Here is a 16163-nt window from a genome sequence, read left to right on the forward strand (position 1 = left end):
CATTACATTTTTCCTTATAGACAGAAACCTAAATTAAGGAAAAGCGTTTAAGTAAAAAATGGAGGTGTCGGTTGATGAAGGAGAATTGGAATTTATACTCATTCGCTGCATCCATCGTTTGTATTGCTTTATTTTTAATTGCCGCTACTTCTGAATGGATCCGTCATTTCTTCCTATCCCAATTTACCATTCACCCGTTAACAGTCGTTTTAGTCCCTACCGTTCTATGTTTTTTCTCGTCGCTGTTAGGGATGAAGGAGGCGACGAATGCTATCTCTTCTATTCGAAGCTTCATGTCGATTGGCATTTCGTTTATATGAGCTCTTCTTATCAGTTTTATATTGGTAGTTGGGAAATTATTAGGCTAAGCCAATATGCACACCTCGTGCCACTCCAAACATTACAACCCTAACCTATGTAAGGAATTCTTCCCTCCGTTAAAAGTGGATAAAATTATAATTTATAATTGACTAAGCTTTCCGAAAGTGTAAAATTACACTAAAGAAGCTATTTAGCGGTAAGTTGATCAAAAGGTTTGTTCCTTCAATTTTACCCGGAATAAATAGGAGGATGTTCATTTTTAAATAAGCGAACAAAGCCTATCACACACAAATCAACTAATTACTTGTAAGTAATAATTAATCTTATCTTAAAGAGAATAAAGAAGGGTGAGGTATGACTAATAAAAAGATATTTATTACAATTACTATCTTAATTGTTGTTATTGTCATTGCTATTCCAATAGGTGTTATTTATGTTTTAAACAATGGTAATCCATATACAAAATACATCGCTAATAAATATGTTCCAGAATATTTGGAGGAGCAGGGATATACAGACGAAAAAATTCAAGAATCACATTATGTTGAGCCAAAGCACGTAATAAATAAAGATTTTTATCATGGACATTATATGGTCATCTTTAAAGATGAACCTCATACAACCTATTATTATGGAATAACTAAAAAAGGGAAACAAGTTTACCAATTTTGTGAAAAAGAAAAACTTTCGCATGGCCTTACTGAAATAATTGAGGGTGAGACAAAATATAGTGAACAAGACTGTAAACATTCACTTGATAATAGAGATTAGCTTGCTTTGGATGATCAATATATGTCCAAAGTAAACCACCCAAACAGCAACAAAAATAGTATTCAACGATATGAATACTATTTTCATTCACAATTGTCATACGGTTTTTATCTACAAGGTTTTACTCCTACGATACTTCTTCCTTTGCTTATGTTTGAATTGCCACATAGATATTTTTGTTTCCCCTACGTAAAAAGCCTCCTAACATTTCTGTTAGAAGGCGATTCTCTTAATCAAAAATGATTTTATTAACTGTTTCTCGGTCTAGCTTTTTAATGACTTCTACGATTAATTTTACTGCGTTTTCGTAGTCATCACGGTGTAGGATGCCTGCATGTGAGTGAATATAGCGAGTCGCTACACCGATAGCAAGGGATGGAACACCGTTTGCTGTAATGTGGATAGAGCCAGCATCTGTTCCACCGCCAGCGATTGCTTCAAATTGGTAAGGGATGCCTGCCTCTTCCGCAATGCCTACAACGAAATCACGCAAGCCTGTGTGTGCCACCATCGATGCATCATAAATAACGATTTGTGGGCCTGCCCCCATTTTTGATGTCGATTCTTTCGGTGTGACACCTGGTGTATCCCCTGCAATACCGACATCCACTGCAAAGCCGATATCTGGCTGTACTTTATATGACGTTGTTTTCGCGCCTCGTAAGCCTACCTCTTCCTGTACATTTCCTACACCATACACGATGTTCTGATGCTTTTCGTCTTTTAGTGCACGAAGTACATCAATGGCAATTGCACAGCCAATACGGTTATCCCATGCTTTTGCTAGTAGGTGCTTTTCATTTTTCATCACGTTGAATTCAAAATAAGGTGTGACCATATCGCCCGGTAGTACGCCCCAGCCTAGTGCTTCTTCTTTAGAAGCTGCACCGATATCAATGAACATATCCTTAATATCTACTGGCTTGTTACGAACTTCAGCGGGTAAAATATGTGGTGGCTTTGAACCGATCACACCGATAATTTCTTCCCCTTTACGAGTTGTCACTGTTACGCGTTGTGCAAGCATTACTTGACCCCACCAGCCGCCAACCGTTTGGAACTTCAGGAAGCCCTTATCATCAATTTGTGTTACCATAAAGCCGACTTCATCTAAGTGACCTGCAACCATAATTTTCGGTCCGTTTTCATCGCCAACCTTTTTAGCGATGAGCCCGCCTAAATTATCTGTATCAATTTCATCAGAGAACGGCGCGATATGCTTTTTCATCACTTCACGTGGAGCACGCTCATTTCCCGGAATACCGTTTGCATCTGTTAATTCCTTTAACATTTGTAACGTTGGATCTAAACCTGTCATTATTTCGACCTCCTAAATATATCTCTTTCCATTATAGCTCGAAATAGCTCTATAGAAAAGAAAACAATACCGATGTTGCCAATTATTATGGGCAAAAGTGAGTACTGTTCATTCATTTTTTATTGGTACGAAAATATCGCGCTTGCTAACTCTGATGTATGCTATTAATGCCTCTTATTTGAACGTTGCGGTTAACATAAATACACCCCTTCAAAAGCTTTACTGAAAAATAGAGGCGTTCCCTTCTCTGAAAAAAACACCTCTTTTGAAAGAACTATATTTAATCAAACGTCCGACATTGTTTTTCGCTTTCTTCTCCCGAAATATGTTTCTTTATTTTTACGTTTGTCACTTCTAACCCTGATAGGTTAGAATCCCTTACAGAAAAAGTAAGTTTATCAAAATCTCCGCCGTGATGTCCAGAATAGTTTAAAGCACTGGCATAAATAATATGTCTCCTAGGATCTCCATTAATGGGTTCAATTTTGATTTTTGGACACATAAAAAATTCAGAATAAGATGGGCCCAAATGATATAAATAACGTGTAAACAATGCTTCTTCAAGTAACTCTTCTTTAGTAGGTCCGTCCAATTCTTCTCTCCACCCTACCATGAGCCAATCATAAAGGGATTGTGACTTTAATCGCACGTTTTGCCTATTTTCTGAAACGATTAATTCCCCTTCTTTAGCCGTGCAGGTTTGACGTTTATTGTCAACTACACATGTATAAGCGGGTTCAATGGTGATCACTTCACCATTTGCCATCTTTAACGTCAATTTATTGGATGGATTATCTAAAGCTCCTTCGATTGTTCCATTCACTTTGACAGAGTTATTAAGCCAGTATACAACTTTTCTAAGTACACGTTCTTGATAGCCATCATTGATACTAAATACTCTCCGAAGTCCCGAATTATTTTCAATTTTAATGTTTACAACATCGTTATGCTCTAGTGAGCGCATCTTCAATTGGTCCAAAAAAGGTTGATTGGCATTTTTCTTTGCTTGGTCCATTTGCTTATTAATAAAATCTTGGTTAGGTGTTTCTTGCTTCGCAAAAACAACAGTATTATTTACGAGAAATAGGATACAAAAAAGGACGTAGAGTTTTTTCTTCATTAAATCCCACCTACTTTTTCTTTATAGGTATCTTTCCCGAATATTCTTCAACAATCCCGAAAGTAGAAGAAGGTTTATTAAACAACTTTATTATCCCTGCACATCTAAAAACAATAAGAGGAAAATCATTACGGCAGGCTTCCTATAATTGCATCACTTAGCTACTAATCCAATTTGACTAAAGCGATTATAAACCGCGCGTGCTATTTTAGGATCTGTAACACCATGGATAATGGCACGCCCGTCAGCAAAAAAGACGATTCGATACTCCTCAAAATGACACGATAGCAAATGCAGGTTTAACACTATATGCGTAACTTGACCATTTATTTTGTTTGCTATCTCTTGCAATGAGTGTGTTTGTGTGATGCCCGGCCTAAGTTGAACTGCATCTCGCCCGCAGAGTACATGTGTTTTCATTTGATTTTCAAATTGTAAAAAAGGATACGTTGGCCCCTCTCCGCAACTTGGGCAAGAGGGGTTTTTAAGCTTTTGGACATTGATTTCAGCCTTTTCATCCTTCCAAAGATCGATGGATTGTACAATAGGTGCCATTGTTTTTCCAGCAAGCCATTTGAATACTTGTGTCACCTGATAGGCGGCTGTTACTTGTACAATCGGGCTCATGACACCTACCGTATCACATGTCATTGCATCCATTGGCAAATGATTGAGTAAACAATGTAAACAAGGAGTCTCTCCTGGAATAATCGGCAATGTCAGCCCGTAACTCCCTACACAAGCACCAAATATATATGGCATTCCTTGCTTCATCGCTGCATCATTGACGATTAAGCTCGTTTCAAAATTATCTGTTGCATCTACGACAATGGAATGATCTTTCATTAATTCTTCAATATTGAGCCCATGTACATCCTCAACAATGCCTACAATGGAAATTTCACTATTAATTTGCTCCAGTCGTTTTTTAGCAGCGATCGCTTTTGGTACTTTTTGTTGCACATCTTCCTCATCATATAGCTGCTGCCTTTGTAAGTTACTCCATTCCACATAATCTCGGTCGACAATGGTTATCTGCCCAACACCAGCCCTTGCTAGCATTTCAGAGCTAGCTGAACCAAGTGCGCCGGCTCCTATAATTAGAACCTTAGCCTGCTGAATACATTGCTGCACATTGTTCCCTAAAAATAATGCTTGTCGTGCATAGCGGTTGTTCAAGATGTCACCATGCCTGTTAGAGGGCTACTTGCTACAGCATATTCTTTTTCTTCGATTCGTCCTGCTTCAAATCCTAGTCTTCCAGCTTCTACTGCGAGTTTCATCGCCTCTGCCATTTTCACTGGATCTTTTGCCCCTGATACAGCTGTATTAAGTAACACGGCATCTGCTCCTAGCTCCATGGCATAGGCAACATCCTTAGGAGAGCCAATGCCTGCATCTATAATGACTGGAATTTCTGACCCTTCAATAATAAATTTTAAATTTAGCGGGTTAATGATTCCTTTTCCAGATCCAATCGGTGAAGCACCTGGCATAATCGCGTGTACACCAAGGTTTTCAAGGCGTTTCGCTAACACTACGTCATCCGATGTATATGGTAATACAATAAACCCTTCCTGGAGCAGCATTTCTGATGCTTTTAATGTTTCAATCGGGTCTGGTAAAAGCGAACGATCATCCCCAATGACCTCTACTTTAATCATGTCGCATAATCCTGAAGCCTTCGCGAGCTTAGCGATACGCACCGCTTCTTCTGCCGTTTTAGCCCCTGCTGTATTCGGTAGTAACGTGTATTTCGTTAAATCTAGTCTCTCCAGAAAATTCGGCTGCTCCGCTGAAAAAATATTCATTCTTCTCACAGCAAACGTTAAAATTTCTGATTGTGATCTTTCTACTGCTTTTTTCTGTTCTTCAAATGATGGGTATTTTCCCGTACCTAATAATAATCTTGATTGAAACGTACGATCGGCAATTTTTAACATGTTTCATCCTCCTCCAACAAAATGAACAATTTCTACAACATCCCCGTGTGAAAGGCTAGTTGATTCATAGTATTCTTTCGTAATAATTTCCTGATTTATTTCTACGATGACAATGCGATTTTCTAAATTGTAATGAGCCAGCAACCCTCTAACAGTCTGAACTGTTTCTGGCAGGTCAATTCTTTTTCCATTTACAATCATAGTCATGCTTTCATCCCCTCCTAAAAGGTTAATGGCTTTCCTCGGTCAATTCGAAATGCCTCTACCCACTCTTTTTTTACGTCTCTTTTCAAAATGAGGTTGACAATCATCTCACCTGTTGCCGGAGCTAACAGTATGCCATTCCGATAATGCCCTGTTGCAAATAGAATAGATTCATCTTCTGGATGATGACCGATGAATGGTTTTTGATCAAACGTTTGTGGTCGTAATCCTGACCAAACAGAGTCGATTTTCATATGAGCACTAGTAGGCAATAATTCTTTCGCTTTTTGAATTAATGTTTCGATACCGTTTAAACTTACGTGTTCTGTCCAGTCGTTCTCTTTCATCGTTGCGCCAATAACAAGCTGCCCGTCATTTCTTGGGACAATATAGTATTTATCATGAAAAATCGTACTCTTTAAAACAGCCTGTTCATCCGTAACGGATATGCACTCCCCTTTGACTGGGGTCATTCCATGCTGTAAACCTAGCTCCTTAAAGAAGGTAGTGCTCCAAACACCACTGGCAATGACAACGCGCTTCGCTTCCACAAGTCCTCGTGTCGTTTCAATTAGAAAGGTGTCCTGCTGTTTTTTTACTTGTAGCACCTTTGTATAGTCAAAAATCGATGCCCCCAGAACTTTGGCGCTTTTAGCAAAAGCCTGGCATACACCAATTGGTAACACATTGATATCGTCTTGGATAAAGGCTGCACCTACTATATGAGGGGAAACATCCTGTTCTAGTTTTCTTACTTCCTCTGCTTCCAGCCATGTAACAGTAGGCTGTGCTAACATTGCCCCCAATTCTTTTTTGTCCTGATTAGAAAAGGCAAGCTTTAAAATTCCTCCCTTTCTATAGCCTAGGTCAATTCCGCTTAATTCATATAATTCCTCTTTCAACTTCCAATAAAGAGACTGACTATATCTCGCAAAAGGGAAAAAGACATTAACATCCCCTTCACATTCCGAATGAGCACCAAGCATACCTGCCGCTGCACCTGTCGCTTTTGCACCAATCTGATTTTCCTCAAACACCGCTACGTTGATTTGCTCTTTTGATAAATAATAAGCGATGGCACTTCCGATAATTCCACCACCAACGATGGCTACTTCATAGCTTGTTTTCATATTTGACCACCTCATAGAATTGACTTGCTGCAGTGAATGGATTTTCTGCTGAAAAAATACCGGACATTACGGCAATGCCATCCGCCTGTATATGTTGTAGCTCCTGTACCCGGTCTACATTAATGCCTCCAATTGCAAATACAGGAATCGCCAAACTCTTTTTCATCTCAAGGATTGGTGCAAGACCATTAGGAGCCATCCCCTTTTTACTATTCGTTTCAAAGCAATGGCCATATAACACATAGTCAGCCCCTTGTCGTTCCGCCTCCTGTGCTCCTTCATAGTCATGTACAGACTTTCCCACCTTGATATAGGGATATAATTCCTTTACCTTTTGCACCGGTAGCCCCTTTTCTGGCAAATGCACCGCTCCAATGCCACAGCATAATGCAATATCCAATCGATCATTCAGAATAAGTTTCTCTTTATCGATCCCACTCTCATCTAAATGTTGTAGCAGTGCTATTACCTCTTTTACTGTCTTTGTCTTTTCTCGAATTTGAATAAAATCGACGTTATGCTGGATTTGGAGTATTTTCTTTGCCAATTCAACAACTGTATGCGAATCATCCGTTACTGCCATCAGCTTCATGTTAGATATGCACCACCCTTTTAAAGATTTTTTACAAATAAAAAAACCACTCTCCCGATAAGGAAAGTGGTTCTGCTCGAATACAATCATGCACAAAAAAGCGCACAAAAATACAAACATAACTCTACTTCCCTACGCAGATACAAATCTGATCAGGTTGTGAGGGTTTAAAAGTAACTACTCTTTTCTCAGCCCTTATCAAGGGATCCCCTAGTAAAATATATACTAATTTAATTATATTGAATTTATCGAACATTCTATTACATTAATTTTAAAATAGCAAGAGTACTTTAGAAATACCTTTAAAAATCTAGCTTATATTTGAATGGATTGTGTAATTCATAAAAGCATCAGTTTATACGAATGTTTTTTACAATAATCAATAAACATTCGTCAAAGCATAAAAATAGAATGATTTTTCGCATAACAAAGTAAATCATCTGTCTTATTTTGGGGGTGATGAGTTTTTTCGAATGGAGTCCAAGGTTTACTAGCCACATTTTTTGAAATACTAGCCGAAATTTCGAAAATACTAGCCACTTTTTTCAAAATACTAGCCGAAATTTTAAATTTACTAGCCAATGTGAAACGGAGGAAAAATAGTACTAGCCTTTCAAGGTGAATACTAGCCAATTTTCCGATTCTATTAGCCATTCCAGTTCCCGTCACTCCTGCTTATTATGTTTTTCCCCCGTATTCCGTTACGGGCGAATGCAAGGCTTTTCTTCACTTCTTGTATAAAAAAATAGTAGTACAAACTATGGCCGTGGTTTGCACTACGATTGCTAGTATGCTTTCGCTGGCCTGGCTCCGTTTCATTCGAAAATAATGTTCGTCTTTTTAAAAAATAACCATTTATGAAACAGCTTCATTTTGATAAAATTTACGTTAACACTTAAAATAAATATGTTTACATAAAACATTAACGTACGGGGGAAAGCATTATGTATAAATTACGGGGTCATCATCTTTTTTGCTTGTTAGGATATCGAGGAATGGGCTATTCAAAAGAATACGTAGCTAATATGACCAAGATGCATCAAACCCTAAGAGAGAATCCAAAAACACTTGTTAGGCTAGTTAAAGGGCCGGATCATTTGTGTGAGAAGTATCCTAATTCTGGTGAATACCATTGCCAGGATAGTGATATTTACGATCGAGATGCTGTTATTTTAGAAAAGTTAGGTCTTCATATTGGGCAAATACTAAGCTGGGAAGACATCGAATCATCTGTCAAGCAGCATGTCATTCCGAGTGATATTGGCGTCGTTTGTGAAACATGCTCTTGGCGCTCGTATGGGGTTTGTGAGGAAGGCGTTCAACGAATTACAACAGGAGATGGCTTGTGGAAAGTGGAATAGCGCTTAGCAGGTACGATAAGATTTTGGAGAATCCACTCCGTTGGTAATCGATTATCAACAGAGTGGCCTGCCTTTACTTTAATTCATTAAAGAACGCTTAAATGAACATCCTTTAAATCACTAATAAACATATGCCCTGGTGCATGTGTAATCATAATAGAAGGCTTACTTTGCATTGCTACTGCTTGTGGTGTTACGCCACATGCCCAAAATACAGGTACTTCGCCATCTTTAATGGTTACAGCATCACCAAAATCGGGATGATGTACATCCGCAATACCGATTTGTGCTGGATCACCAATATGAACTGGTGCACCGTGAACTCCCGGGAAACGCGATGTGATTTGTACGGCACGAATCGCTTCCGAGTGCATCATAGGGCGCATACTTACAACGAGTGGACCATGGAATTTTCCTGAGGACGTTGTTTCGATTGTCGTTTTAAACATCGGGACATTGCAGCCTTCTTCAATATGACGAACTGGTATACCACTTTCTAAAAGCGGCGTTTCAAAAGTGAAGCTACAGCCGATTAGGAAGCACACAAAATCCTCTTCCCAATAGTCTAAAATGTTTTCAACTTCCTCTACGTATTCACCGTTTTTATAAATACGATATTTCGGAATATCGGTACGAATATCTGAGCCCGGAGCGATTAAGCTCTCGATTTGACCAGGTTCTAACACATCCACAAGTGGACATGATTTCGGATTGCGTTGACAAAACAATAGAAAATCAAAAGCATCCTCTCGACGCAAAATTGCCAGATTCGCTTGTGTAAACCCTTTCGCCATTCCTGCAGTCGGTCCTGTAATTTGCCCATCACGAATCAATTTTCGTATATGCTGCGGTGACATTGTTTCAAATTCCATCATCTGATCAATACTCCTTTAATTAGAAAAACTCATCAGGCTCCAATATAGAGCGTGATGGTTTTTCTTATGAGGATAATTCGTTCACTTATACTTTCATAACTGCTTAAAATAACGAAGAGAAGGAAGTACTTATCGTACGAACACTTAGAATCGCCATAACAACAACTACAACTAAACCTAAAATCGTTAGCACTTTAGGATGCTTGTAAACGTTTCCAACGATGCTTGTTTTATGTGCCGCAATCAGTATAATTCCTAGTGCAAGTGGTAAAATTAATGCATTTAATGCACCTACAACAACTAATACTTGAACTGGCTGACCAACAAGGGCAAAAACAGCCGATGACGTGATAATAAAGCCGATAATAATCCAGTTTTTGTATTTTTCAATCGCCGGATGGAATGTACGAATAAATGATACCGATGTATACGCAGCACCAACAACAGATGTAATTGCTGCCGCCCACATAATAACACCGAAAATTCGGTAGCCGATATCTCCTACTGCCAATTGGAATACTGACGCTGCCGGGTTAGCCGGATCAAGTTTTAAACCTTGCGATACAACACCTAAAATTGCTAAGAATAGTGCCACACGCATAATACCTGTTACTAGGATACCTGTTACCGAGCTCATTGTAATTTGACGAAGATTTTCTACACCTGTAATACCTGCGTCGATTAAACGGTGGCCGCCTGCAAACGTAATATAGCCCCCTACTGTACCACCTACAAGTGTGACAATTGCAAGTAAGCCAATTTCTTCAGGCCATACCGTGCGCGCAATGGCTTCTCCTACAGGTGGCGAAGTTGTAAACGCTACATACAGCATTAAGAAAATCATAATAAATCCTGCTAATTGTGCTACACGGTCCATTATTTTACTTGCTTCTTTAAATAAGAAGATAAAAATAGCGAATGCTGCACTCATAATAGAACCATAAATTGTATCGATACCGAGCATGGCATTTAAACCTAAGCCAGCCCCTGCTACGTTTCCAATATTAAATGCAAGACCGCCAATTACAATTAGTACGGCTAGTACATACCCTAATCCTGGAAATACTTTATTCGCAAGATCTTGTCCTCGTAAACCAGAAACGCCGATGACACGCCAAACATTCATCTGTGCGATTACGTCTAAAATTAATGAAATTAAAATGACAAACCCCATGCTTGCCATCAACTCACTAGTAAATACTGTTGTTTGCGTTAGAAAGCCTGGTCCGATAGATGATGTTGCCATAAGGAACGCTGCACCTAATAACGCATTTCGTCTTGTTTTATCTCTTTTAACTTGTGAATTAATATTAATTTCTGCCATATAAAATCCCCTTAAATGAATGCTTTGATTTCTATTTCTTGTTGTGCTAATTTTTGCTCTGTGAATCTTGCAAACTGTACTGCATGGGCCCCGTCTCCGTGAATACAAACTGTATCTGCTCTTAACGCTACAGCCGTTCCTTGCTGAGATGTAACTGTACCCGTTGTAATCATTTGAATGACTTGTTGTAAGGCTTGCTCCTCATCTGTTATAAGCGCGTTTGGCTGCTTACGTGACGTTAATGAGCCATCCTCCTGATATGTACGATCTGCAAATACTTCATGCGCTGTTTGAAGCCCGATTTTTTCACCAGCCTTCGTTAATTCACTCGATGCAAGACCAAATAAAATTAACTGTGGTGATACATCATACACAGCCTGTGCAATCGCCTCGGCTAGTGCCCCATCTTTAGCAGCCATGTTATATAACGCGCCATGCGGTTTAACATGCTGCATAGTAGCCCCCATTGTTGTTAAAAAGCCTTGTAATGCACCAATTTGATAAACTACCATATCATATGCTTCCTGTGGTGTGATCGCCATTTCGCGGCGCCCAAAGCCCACTAAATCCGGTAAGCCAGGATGTGCCCCAATTTTCACATCATTAGCAATCGCTAATTTTACAGTTTCACGCATTACAGTTGGATCTCCTGCGTGAAAACCACAGGCAATATTTGCAGATGTCACGTACTTTAATATTTCCTCTTGCTCTCCTAAAGTATAGCGACCAAAGCTTTCCCCTAAATCACAATTGATGTCGACTTTAAATTTCATGATTTCATTTCTCCCCCTCTCTAGTTCTATTAAAATGACCACTTTCGTATTTTATCACAATTCTGATATTAATGACAATTGCATCAAATTTTAATGGCATTTTTGAATATTTAGCTTATAATTAATCATATATTTATATTTTTTGGGGGTTCTATGGTAGGAAATATCACATTCAAGCCGCTAAGTGATTCGGCTTTATTCGTTGTTTTCGGAGACTCGATCTCTACTGAAACACATGAGAAAATTCAACATTTTTTTCGAGTGCTACAAAATGCACCGTTTGAAGGGATGGTAGAAATCGTCCCTGGTTACACAAATATTTGTATTCATTATGATATTGCGAGAGTAGCCAAAAGTTCATTCCATAATAGTTCACGATCTATTTACGCATCAATTGTCGACTATTTACAAAAATTACTGCAACAGAAAGATAAAGAAACCGTTTCAGAAAGTCGCATCGTTGAAATACCCGTAGTTTACGGTGGCGAATATGGACCAGATTTAGAATTCGTCGCAAATTATCATAATCTCACTAAGGAGGAGATAATAAAACGTCACACAGAAAGTGATTGTCTCGTTTATTTACTTGGCTTTGCCCCAGGTTTTGCATTTATGGGTGGTCTAGATGAATCTATTGCTACACCACGGAAAGAAACGCCACGTCTAGCTATTCCAGCTGGCTCTGTCGGAATCGCAGGAAAACAAACAGGCGCTTATCCATTCCAAACACCGGGTGGCTGGCAAATTATTGGCCGTACTCCACAGCCTCTATTTTTGCCTAACGAATATCCACCAACCTATTTGAAGGCTGGCGATCGTATTCGTTTTAAAGCCATTTCAGAACAAGAATTTCTTCAATGGGAGACAAAGCAATGACAATTACAGTGATGAAACCAGGTTTTTTTTCAACAGTTCAAGATGAGGGCCGTTTTTCTCAGCAGCAATACGGCATTATTGTAAGCGGGGCAATGGATCCTCTATCTTATAAAATAAGCAATATTTTACTTCAACAGGAAATGGAAGCAGCTATCGAAATAACATTAGTTGGTCCTACACTTCGATTTGATGCCGATGCTGTAATCGCTTTAACAGGGGCTGATTTTTCACCGTTGCTAAATGGGGAGCCATGTCCGATGTGGCGACCTGTTACAGTTAAAGCAGGAAGTGTTTTAAAACTTCAGGCAGCGAAAGATGGGGCTAGAGGCTATATCGCTGTAAAGCAGGGAATTCAAGTACCACCTGTATTAGGTAGTCGAAGTACATATTTACGAGCTGGCTTTGGCGGCTTTGAAGGAAGAGCACTGCAAAAAGGTGATATTTTACCGATTCTACCAAACAGTGATATGCCTAGTAAATATTTTGCCAGATATAAAGATTTCATTAAGTTTTCAAAGGATGTTACGATTCGAGTTACGGCGGGCACAGAATGGGGGGCATTTACTGCAGAAAGTCATAAGCTTTTGACGACGATCCCTTTTACATTAACTAAAGATGCCGATCGAATGGGCTACCGCTTGCAAAGCGAAGGAAAATTAGAGCGTACACTAAAAGAAGATTTAATATCCGAAGCAGTAACATTCGGTACAATCCAAGTTCCTCCAAATGGTCAGCCCATTATTCTTATGGTAGATCGACAAACGACAGGTGGATATCCAAAAATCGCACAGGTGATTCGAGCTGACTTACCAAAGTTAGCCCAGCTACAACCAATGTCTACTATTCATTTTGAGATCATTTCCATCGAGGAAGCACAGCAAATTTATATCGAGCAACAACAGCAACTCGCCCTTTTAGAATTGGCTAAATAGGCTATTATAAAAGCATCTCGCCCTATTCTGGCGAGATGCTTTCTGTTATGCGTTATTTTATTTTCTAAACTAAATTCTTCTTTAATAACCAGAACGTTGACGCTCATAGTTTTTTTCGTTTTTTTCGATGTAAGCTTGAATAATTTCATCTACAGAGAAACCTAAATTATGCGCTAGCAGGCCATACTTGGACCACACATTAGAATACGATGCTTCAGCTGGTGCTCCAATAAATTCTAATACAGCATTCGTTGTCTCGATAAATAATGGCGTTAATTCGCGCGCTTCCTTTACCTCTGGCCATGCATCTAGCGAAAAGCCTCTCATCAGCCCTAGTGATAAAATAAAGTGAACTGAATCGACAAACTCCTCTAAAATAACATCTCGTTCAGATGGACCTTTTGTACTCCAAAACTTAAAGCAACGTGTTTCATTGGCAAGCTCTGATAGCTCGACTAACAGTGCTAATCCTTTTTCCTGAAACACATCATGCTGAATATTTTGTGTTTCCTGAATAAATGCATCAAGTTCTCGTTGCATTGTAAATAATTCTTTAAATTCCATAAAATATTACCTCGATTTCTTAAAAAAATGAAACTTTTCTCCTCTTCAATCGTATAGGAAAGGAACACGGCATTCAAGGGGGAATTTTTATGGCGTTATTGTTACGAATTATCATAATCGCTTTGATTATTTACATATTTTACAAGGGTGTACGCTATTTAACTGATCCGAAGCGAAAGTTGGACGAGGCGTATGAACGAGGGGATTATTACTTTTATGATGATGTAAAAAATGTACGAAAAAACTTCTTTATCTCTTATAAAGGCGCTCTATTTGAGGGGGAAAAATATTTAGGAACAACGGATGATGCCTTTGAAGTTGTGTCTATTTTCATATTTGTTCACGATTCAATGAAGCTGCAAGGTTTTACAAAGGACGACTTTTATTATTTAGAAAAAGAAATTCTAATGAGTTACCCGAAGGCCAAAATCTCTTGGAAAAATCCGATTGAAAACCTTATGAAGGAATAGCTATGAAACCGCAACGGATTACAATGGTAATCTGTTACGGTTTTTAAAGTTATTAAGAAACAAGCTTTACGATAAGGAAAATTTGAACAGCAGCAATTAATGGCAAACCAAATGCGAATGAATTATGCTTCGTTTTATGCCGAAATAAATACATACCGAGCACACCGCCAATCGCTCCACCAACTATTGCAAGTGTAAACAATGTACTTTCTGCAATTCTCCATTCTTTCTTTATTGCCTTTTGCTTGTCATTATACATGAGGATCAGCAATATGAGGGATACTACACCTACATAAAAAAATACTGCGATTTCCATATTTCCACCCCTTCTGAAGAAAAAAGACTGATAGGAAAATCCCTATCAGCCTTGTTTTTGTTCAATTATTTAGCAACAGCTTTTTTTGCAGCATCTGCTAATTGAGCGAATGCTTGTGAGTCTGTTACTGCTAAGTCAGCTAACATTTTACGGTTAACTTCGATACCAGCAACTTTTAAACCGTGCATTAAACGGCTATAAGAAAGACCGTTAATACGAGCAGCTGCGTTAATACGAGTGATCCATAATTTACGGAAATCACGTTTCTTTTGACGACGGTCACGATATGCATATTGACCTGACTTCATTACTGCTTGGTTAGCAACTTTATATAAAGTATGTTTTGAACCAAAATAACCTTTAGCTAATTTTAAAACCTTTTTACGACGCTTGCGCGTTACTGTTCCGCCTTTTACGCGTGGCATACTAATTACCTCCTGCAAATTCTTTCGAATGTGTTTTTTTGATTTGAACCTGAATGTTCAAGTATTATTTCATGTAAGTAAGTAACGTACGGATACGTTTGAAATCCCCAGAAGTAGCGATTTTTGCTTTACGAAGTTGACGTTTTTGCTTCGTTGATTTGTTAGCAAATAAGTGGCTACCATAAGCACGGTCAAATTTTAATTTTCCAGTACCCGTCTTTTTGAAACGCTTAGCAGCGCCACGGTGAGTTTTCATTTTTGGCATGTCGATTTCCTCCTAAACTAATCAATTCATTATTACTTCTCGTTCTTTGGGTTAAGAACTAAGAACATGCTTCGGCCTTCCATCTTCGGCTTTTGTTCAACCGTTGATACTTCAGCACAAGCTTCAGCAAAGCGGTCTAACACACGTTGACCAATCTCTTTGTGTGTGATAGCACGACCTTTGAAGCGGATGCTACATTTAACTTTATCGCCTTTTTCAAGGAATTTAATAGCATTACGTAGCTTCGTTTGGAAATCATGCTCATCAATTGTTGGGCTCAGACGAACCTCTTTCATATTGATGACCTTTTGATTTTTACGAACTTCACGGTCTTTCTTTTGCTGTTCAAACTTAAATTTACCATAGTCCATGATACGTGCGACCGGGGGCTTGGCTTGAGGGGCCACAAGGACAAGATCCAAGTTAACACGAGTGGCAATTTCAAGAGCTTCATTTCGTGTTTTGACGCCTAGCTGATCACCGTTATGGTCGATTACACGAAGTTCACGTGCGCGAATGCCTTCGTTTACATACATGTCTTTGCTAATAATAATCCACCTCCAAATTGTGCGCGAATACATGG

Annotated in this window: 22 protein-coding genes and 1 riboswitch; of the genes, 6 read left to right on the top strand and 16 right to left on the bottom strand. The window is 38.9% G+C overall.

The annotated features are described in order from the left end of the window. Nucleotides 1–74: 74 nt before the first annotated feature. Nucleotides 75–320, top strand: a complete 246-nt coding sequence (locus V4T18_RS12825) for a hypothetical protein (RefSeq protein ID WP_332649916.1) — start codon at nt 75–77, stop codon at nt 318–320. Between the two features lie 355 nt (nt 321–675). Beyond that, a complete protein-coding gene (locus tag V4T18_RS12830) occupies nt 676–1092 on the top strand; it encodes a DUF3139 domain-containing protein (RefSeq protein ID WP_332649918.1) in 417 nt (138 codons plus the stop codon). A gap of 229 nt (nt 1093–1321) precedes the next feature. On the opposite strand, the gene V4T18_RS12835 is transcribed toward V4T18_RS12830, so the two are convergent. From V4T18_RS12835 to V4T18_RS12870, 8 genes are all read right to left on the bottom strand, one after another. Beyond that, nucleotides 1322–2410 (bottom strand): M42 family metallopeptidase, encoded by a 1089-nt coding sequence (locus V4T18_RS12835; protein WP_332649920.1) that lies wholly within the window; start codon nt 2408–2410, stop codon nt 1322–1324. 280 nt (nt 2411–2690) lie between these two features. Continuing rightward, nucleotides 2691–3530, bottom strand: a complete 840-nt coding sequence (locus V4T18_RS12840; RefSeq protein WP_332649922.1) for a hypothetical protein — start codon at nt 3528–3530, stop codon at nt 2691–2693. Nucleotides 3531–3683: 153 nt separating this feature from the next. Beyond that, a complete protein-coding gene (locus V4T18_RS12845; RefSeq protein WP_332649923.1) occupies nt 3684–4709 on the bottom strand; it encodes a ThiF family adenylyltransferase in 1026 nt (341 codons plus the stop codon). Further along, the gene (locus tag V4T18_RS12850; RefSeq protein WP_332649925.1) at nt 4706–5473 is read right to left on the bottom strand and encodes a thiazole synthase; all 768 of its coding nucleotides are present in this window, start codon (nt 5471–5473) and stop codon (nt 4706–4708) included. Before V4T18_RS12850 ends, V4T18_RS12845 begins: the two co-directional genes overlap by 4 nt. A 3-nt stretch (nt 5474–5476) precedes the next feature. Then, entirely contained in the window at nt 5477–5680 is a 204-nt protein-coding gene (gene thiS / locus V4T18_RS12855) for a sulfur carrier protein ThiS (RefSeq protein WP_332649927.1), read from the bottom strand. A 14-nt stretch (nt 5681–5694) separates the two neighbouring features. Next, nucleotides 5695–6807 carry a glycine oxidase ThiO gene (gene thiO / locus V4T18_RS12860; RefSeq protein ID WP_332649928.1) on the bottom strand — a complete coding sequence of 371 codons (1113 nt, stop codon included), beginning with the start codon at nt 6805–6807 and terminating at the stop codon, nt 5695–5697. Continuing rightward, nucleotides 6791–7399: a thiamine phosphate synthase gene (locus tag V4T18_RS12865; protein ID WP_332649930.1), complete on the bottom strand. Its 609-nt coding sequence runs from the start codon at nt 7397–7399 to the stop codon at nt 6791–6793. The genes thiO and V4T18_RS12865 overlap by 17 nt, the downstream gene beginning before the upstream one ends. A gap of 112 nt (nt 7400–7511) precedes the next feature. Further along, a riboswitch (TPP riboswitch) is annotated at nt 7512–7621 on the bottom strand. 171 nt (nt 7622–7792) lie between these two features. Then, the gene (locus tag V4T18_RS12870) at nt 7793–7981 is read right to left on the bottom strand and encodes a hypothetical protein (protein WP_332649932.1); all 189 of its coding nucleotides are present in this window, start codon (nt 7979–7981) and stop codon (nt 7793–7795) included. Between the two features lie 362 nt (nt 7982–8343). On the opposite strand from V4T18_RS12870, the gene V4T18_RS12875 reads away from it, so the two are divergent. Continuing rightward, the gene (locus V4T18_RS12875; RefSeq protein WP_332649934.1) at nt 8344–8760 is read left to right on the top strand and encodes a DUF1284 domain-containing protein; all 417 of its coding nucleotides are present in this window, start codon (nt 8344–8346) and stop codon (nt 8758–8760) included. An 86-nt stretch (nt 8761–8846) separates the two neighbouring features. On the opposite strand, the gene V4T18_RS12880 is transcribed toward V4T18_RS12875, so the two are convergent. From V4T18_RS12880 to V4T18_RS12890, 3 genes are all read right to left on the bottom strand, one after another. Then, entirely contained in the window at nt 8847–9635 is a 789-nt protein-coding gene (locus tag V4T18_RS12880) for a putative hydro-lyase (RefSeq protein ID WP_332649936.1), read from the bottom strand. A gap of 103 nt (nt 9636–9738) precedes the next feature. Beyond that, a complete protein-coding gene (locus V4T18_RS12885; RefSeq protein WP_332649938.1) occupies nt 9739–10959 on the bottom strand; it encodes an NRAMP family divalent metal transporter in 1221 nt (406 codons plus the stop codon). 11 nt (nt 10960–10970) lie between these two features. Next, nucleotides 10971–11732 (bottom strand): LamB/YcsF family protein, encoded by a 762-nt coding sequence (locus tag V4T18_RS12890; protein ID WP_332649940.1) that lies wholly within the window; start codon nt 11730–11732, stop codon nt 10971–10973. 153 nt (nt 11733–11885) lie between these two features. Between V4T18_RS12890 and pxpB the strand changes: the two genes are divergently transcribed. Beyond that, on the top strand, nt 11886–12608 hold the full coding sequence (gene pxpB / locus V4T18_RS12895) for a 5-oxoprolinase subunit PxpB (RefSeq protein ID WP_332649941.1): 723 nt from the start codon (nt 11886–11888) through the stop codon (nt 12606–12608). Further along, a complete protein-coding gene (locus tag V4T18_RS12900; protein WP_332649943.1) occupies nt 12605–13540 on the top strand; it encodes a biotin-dependent carboxyltransferase family protein in 936 nt (311 codons plus the stop codon). The genes pxpB and V4T18_RS12900 overlap by 4 nt, the downstream gene beginning before the upstream one ends. 81 nt (nt 13541–13621) lie before the next feature. On the opposite strand, the gene V4T18_RS12905 is transcribed toward V4T18_RS12900, so the two are convergent. After that, nucleotides 13622–14104, bottom strand: coding sequence for a dUTP diphosphatase (locus V4T18_RS12905; protein ID WP_332649944.1), 483 nt, complete (start codon nt 14102–14104; stop codon nt 13622–13624). 89 nt (nt 14105–14193) lie between these two features. On the opposite strand from V4T18_RS12905, the gene V4T18_RS12910 reads away from it, so the two are divergent. Further along, nucleotides 14194–14574: a sigma-w pathway protein ysdB gene (locus tag V4T18_RS12910; protein ID WP_332649946.1), complete on the top strand. Its 381-nt coding sequence runs from the start codon at nt 14194–14196 to the stop codon at nt 14572–14574. A gap of 52 nt (nt 14575–14626) precedes the next feature. On the opposite strand, the gene V4T18_RS12915 is transcribed toward V4T18_RS12910, so the two are convergent. From V4T18_RS12915 to infC, 4 genes are all read right to left on the bottom strand, one after another. After that, a complete protein-coding gene (locus tag V4T18_RS12915) occupies nt 14627–14890 on the bottom strand; it encodes a DUF1294 domain-containing protein (RefSeq protein WP_332649949.1) in 264 nt (87 codons plus the stop codon). A 65-nt stretch (nt 14891–14955) separates the two neighbouring features. Then, the gene (rplT, locus tag V4T18_RS12920) at nt 14956–15315 is read right to left on the bottom strand and encodes a 50S ribosomal protein L20 (protein WP_332649951.1); all 360 of its coding nucleotides are present in this window, start codon (nt 15313–15315) and stop codon (nt 14956–14958) included. 64 nt (nt 15316–15379) lie between these two features. After that, the gene (gene rpmI / locus V4T18_RS12925; protein WP_332649953.1) at nt 15380–15580 is read right to left on the bottom strand and encodes a 50S ribosomal protein L35; all 201 of its coding nucleotides are present in this window, start codon (nt 15578–15580) and stop codon (nt 15380–15382) included. A 32-nt stretch (nt 15581–15612) separates the two neighbouring features. Continuing rightward, nucleotides 15613–16116, bottom strand: coding sequence for a translation initiation factor IF-3 (infC, locus tag V4T18_RS12930; protein ID WP_332649982.1), 504 nt, complete (start codon nt 16114–16116; stop codon nt 15613–15615). Nucleotides 16117–16163: the final 47 nt, after the last annotated feature.

The organism is Lysinibacillus sp. 54212, from assembly GCF_036662795.1.
Taxonomy (GTDB): domain Bacteria; phylum Bacillota; class Bacilli; order Bacillales_A; family Planococcaceae; genus Lysinibacillus_B.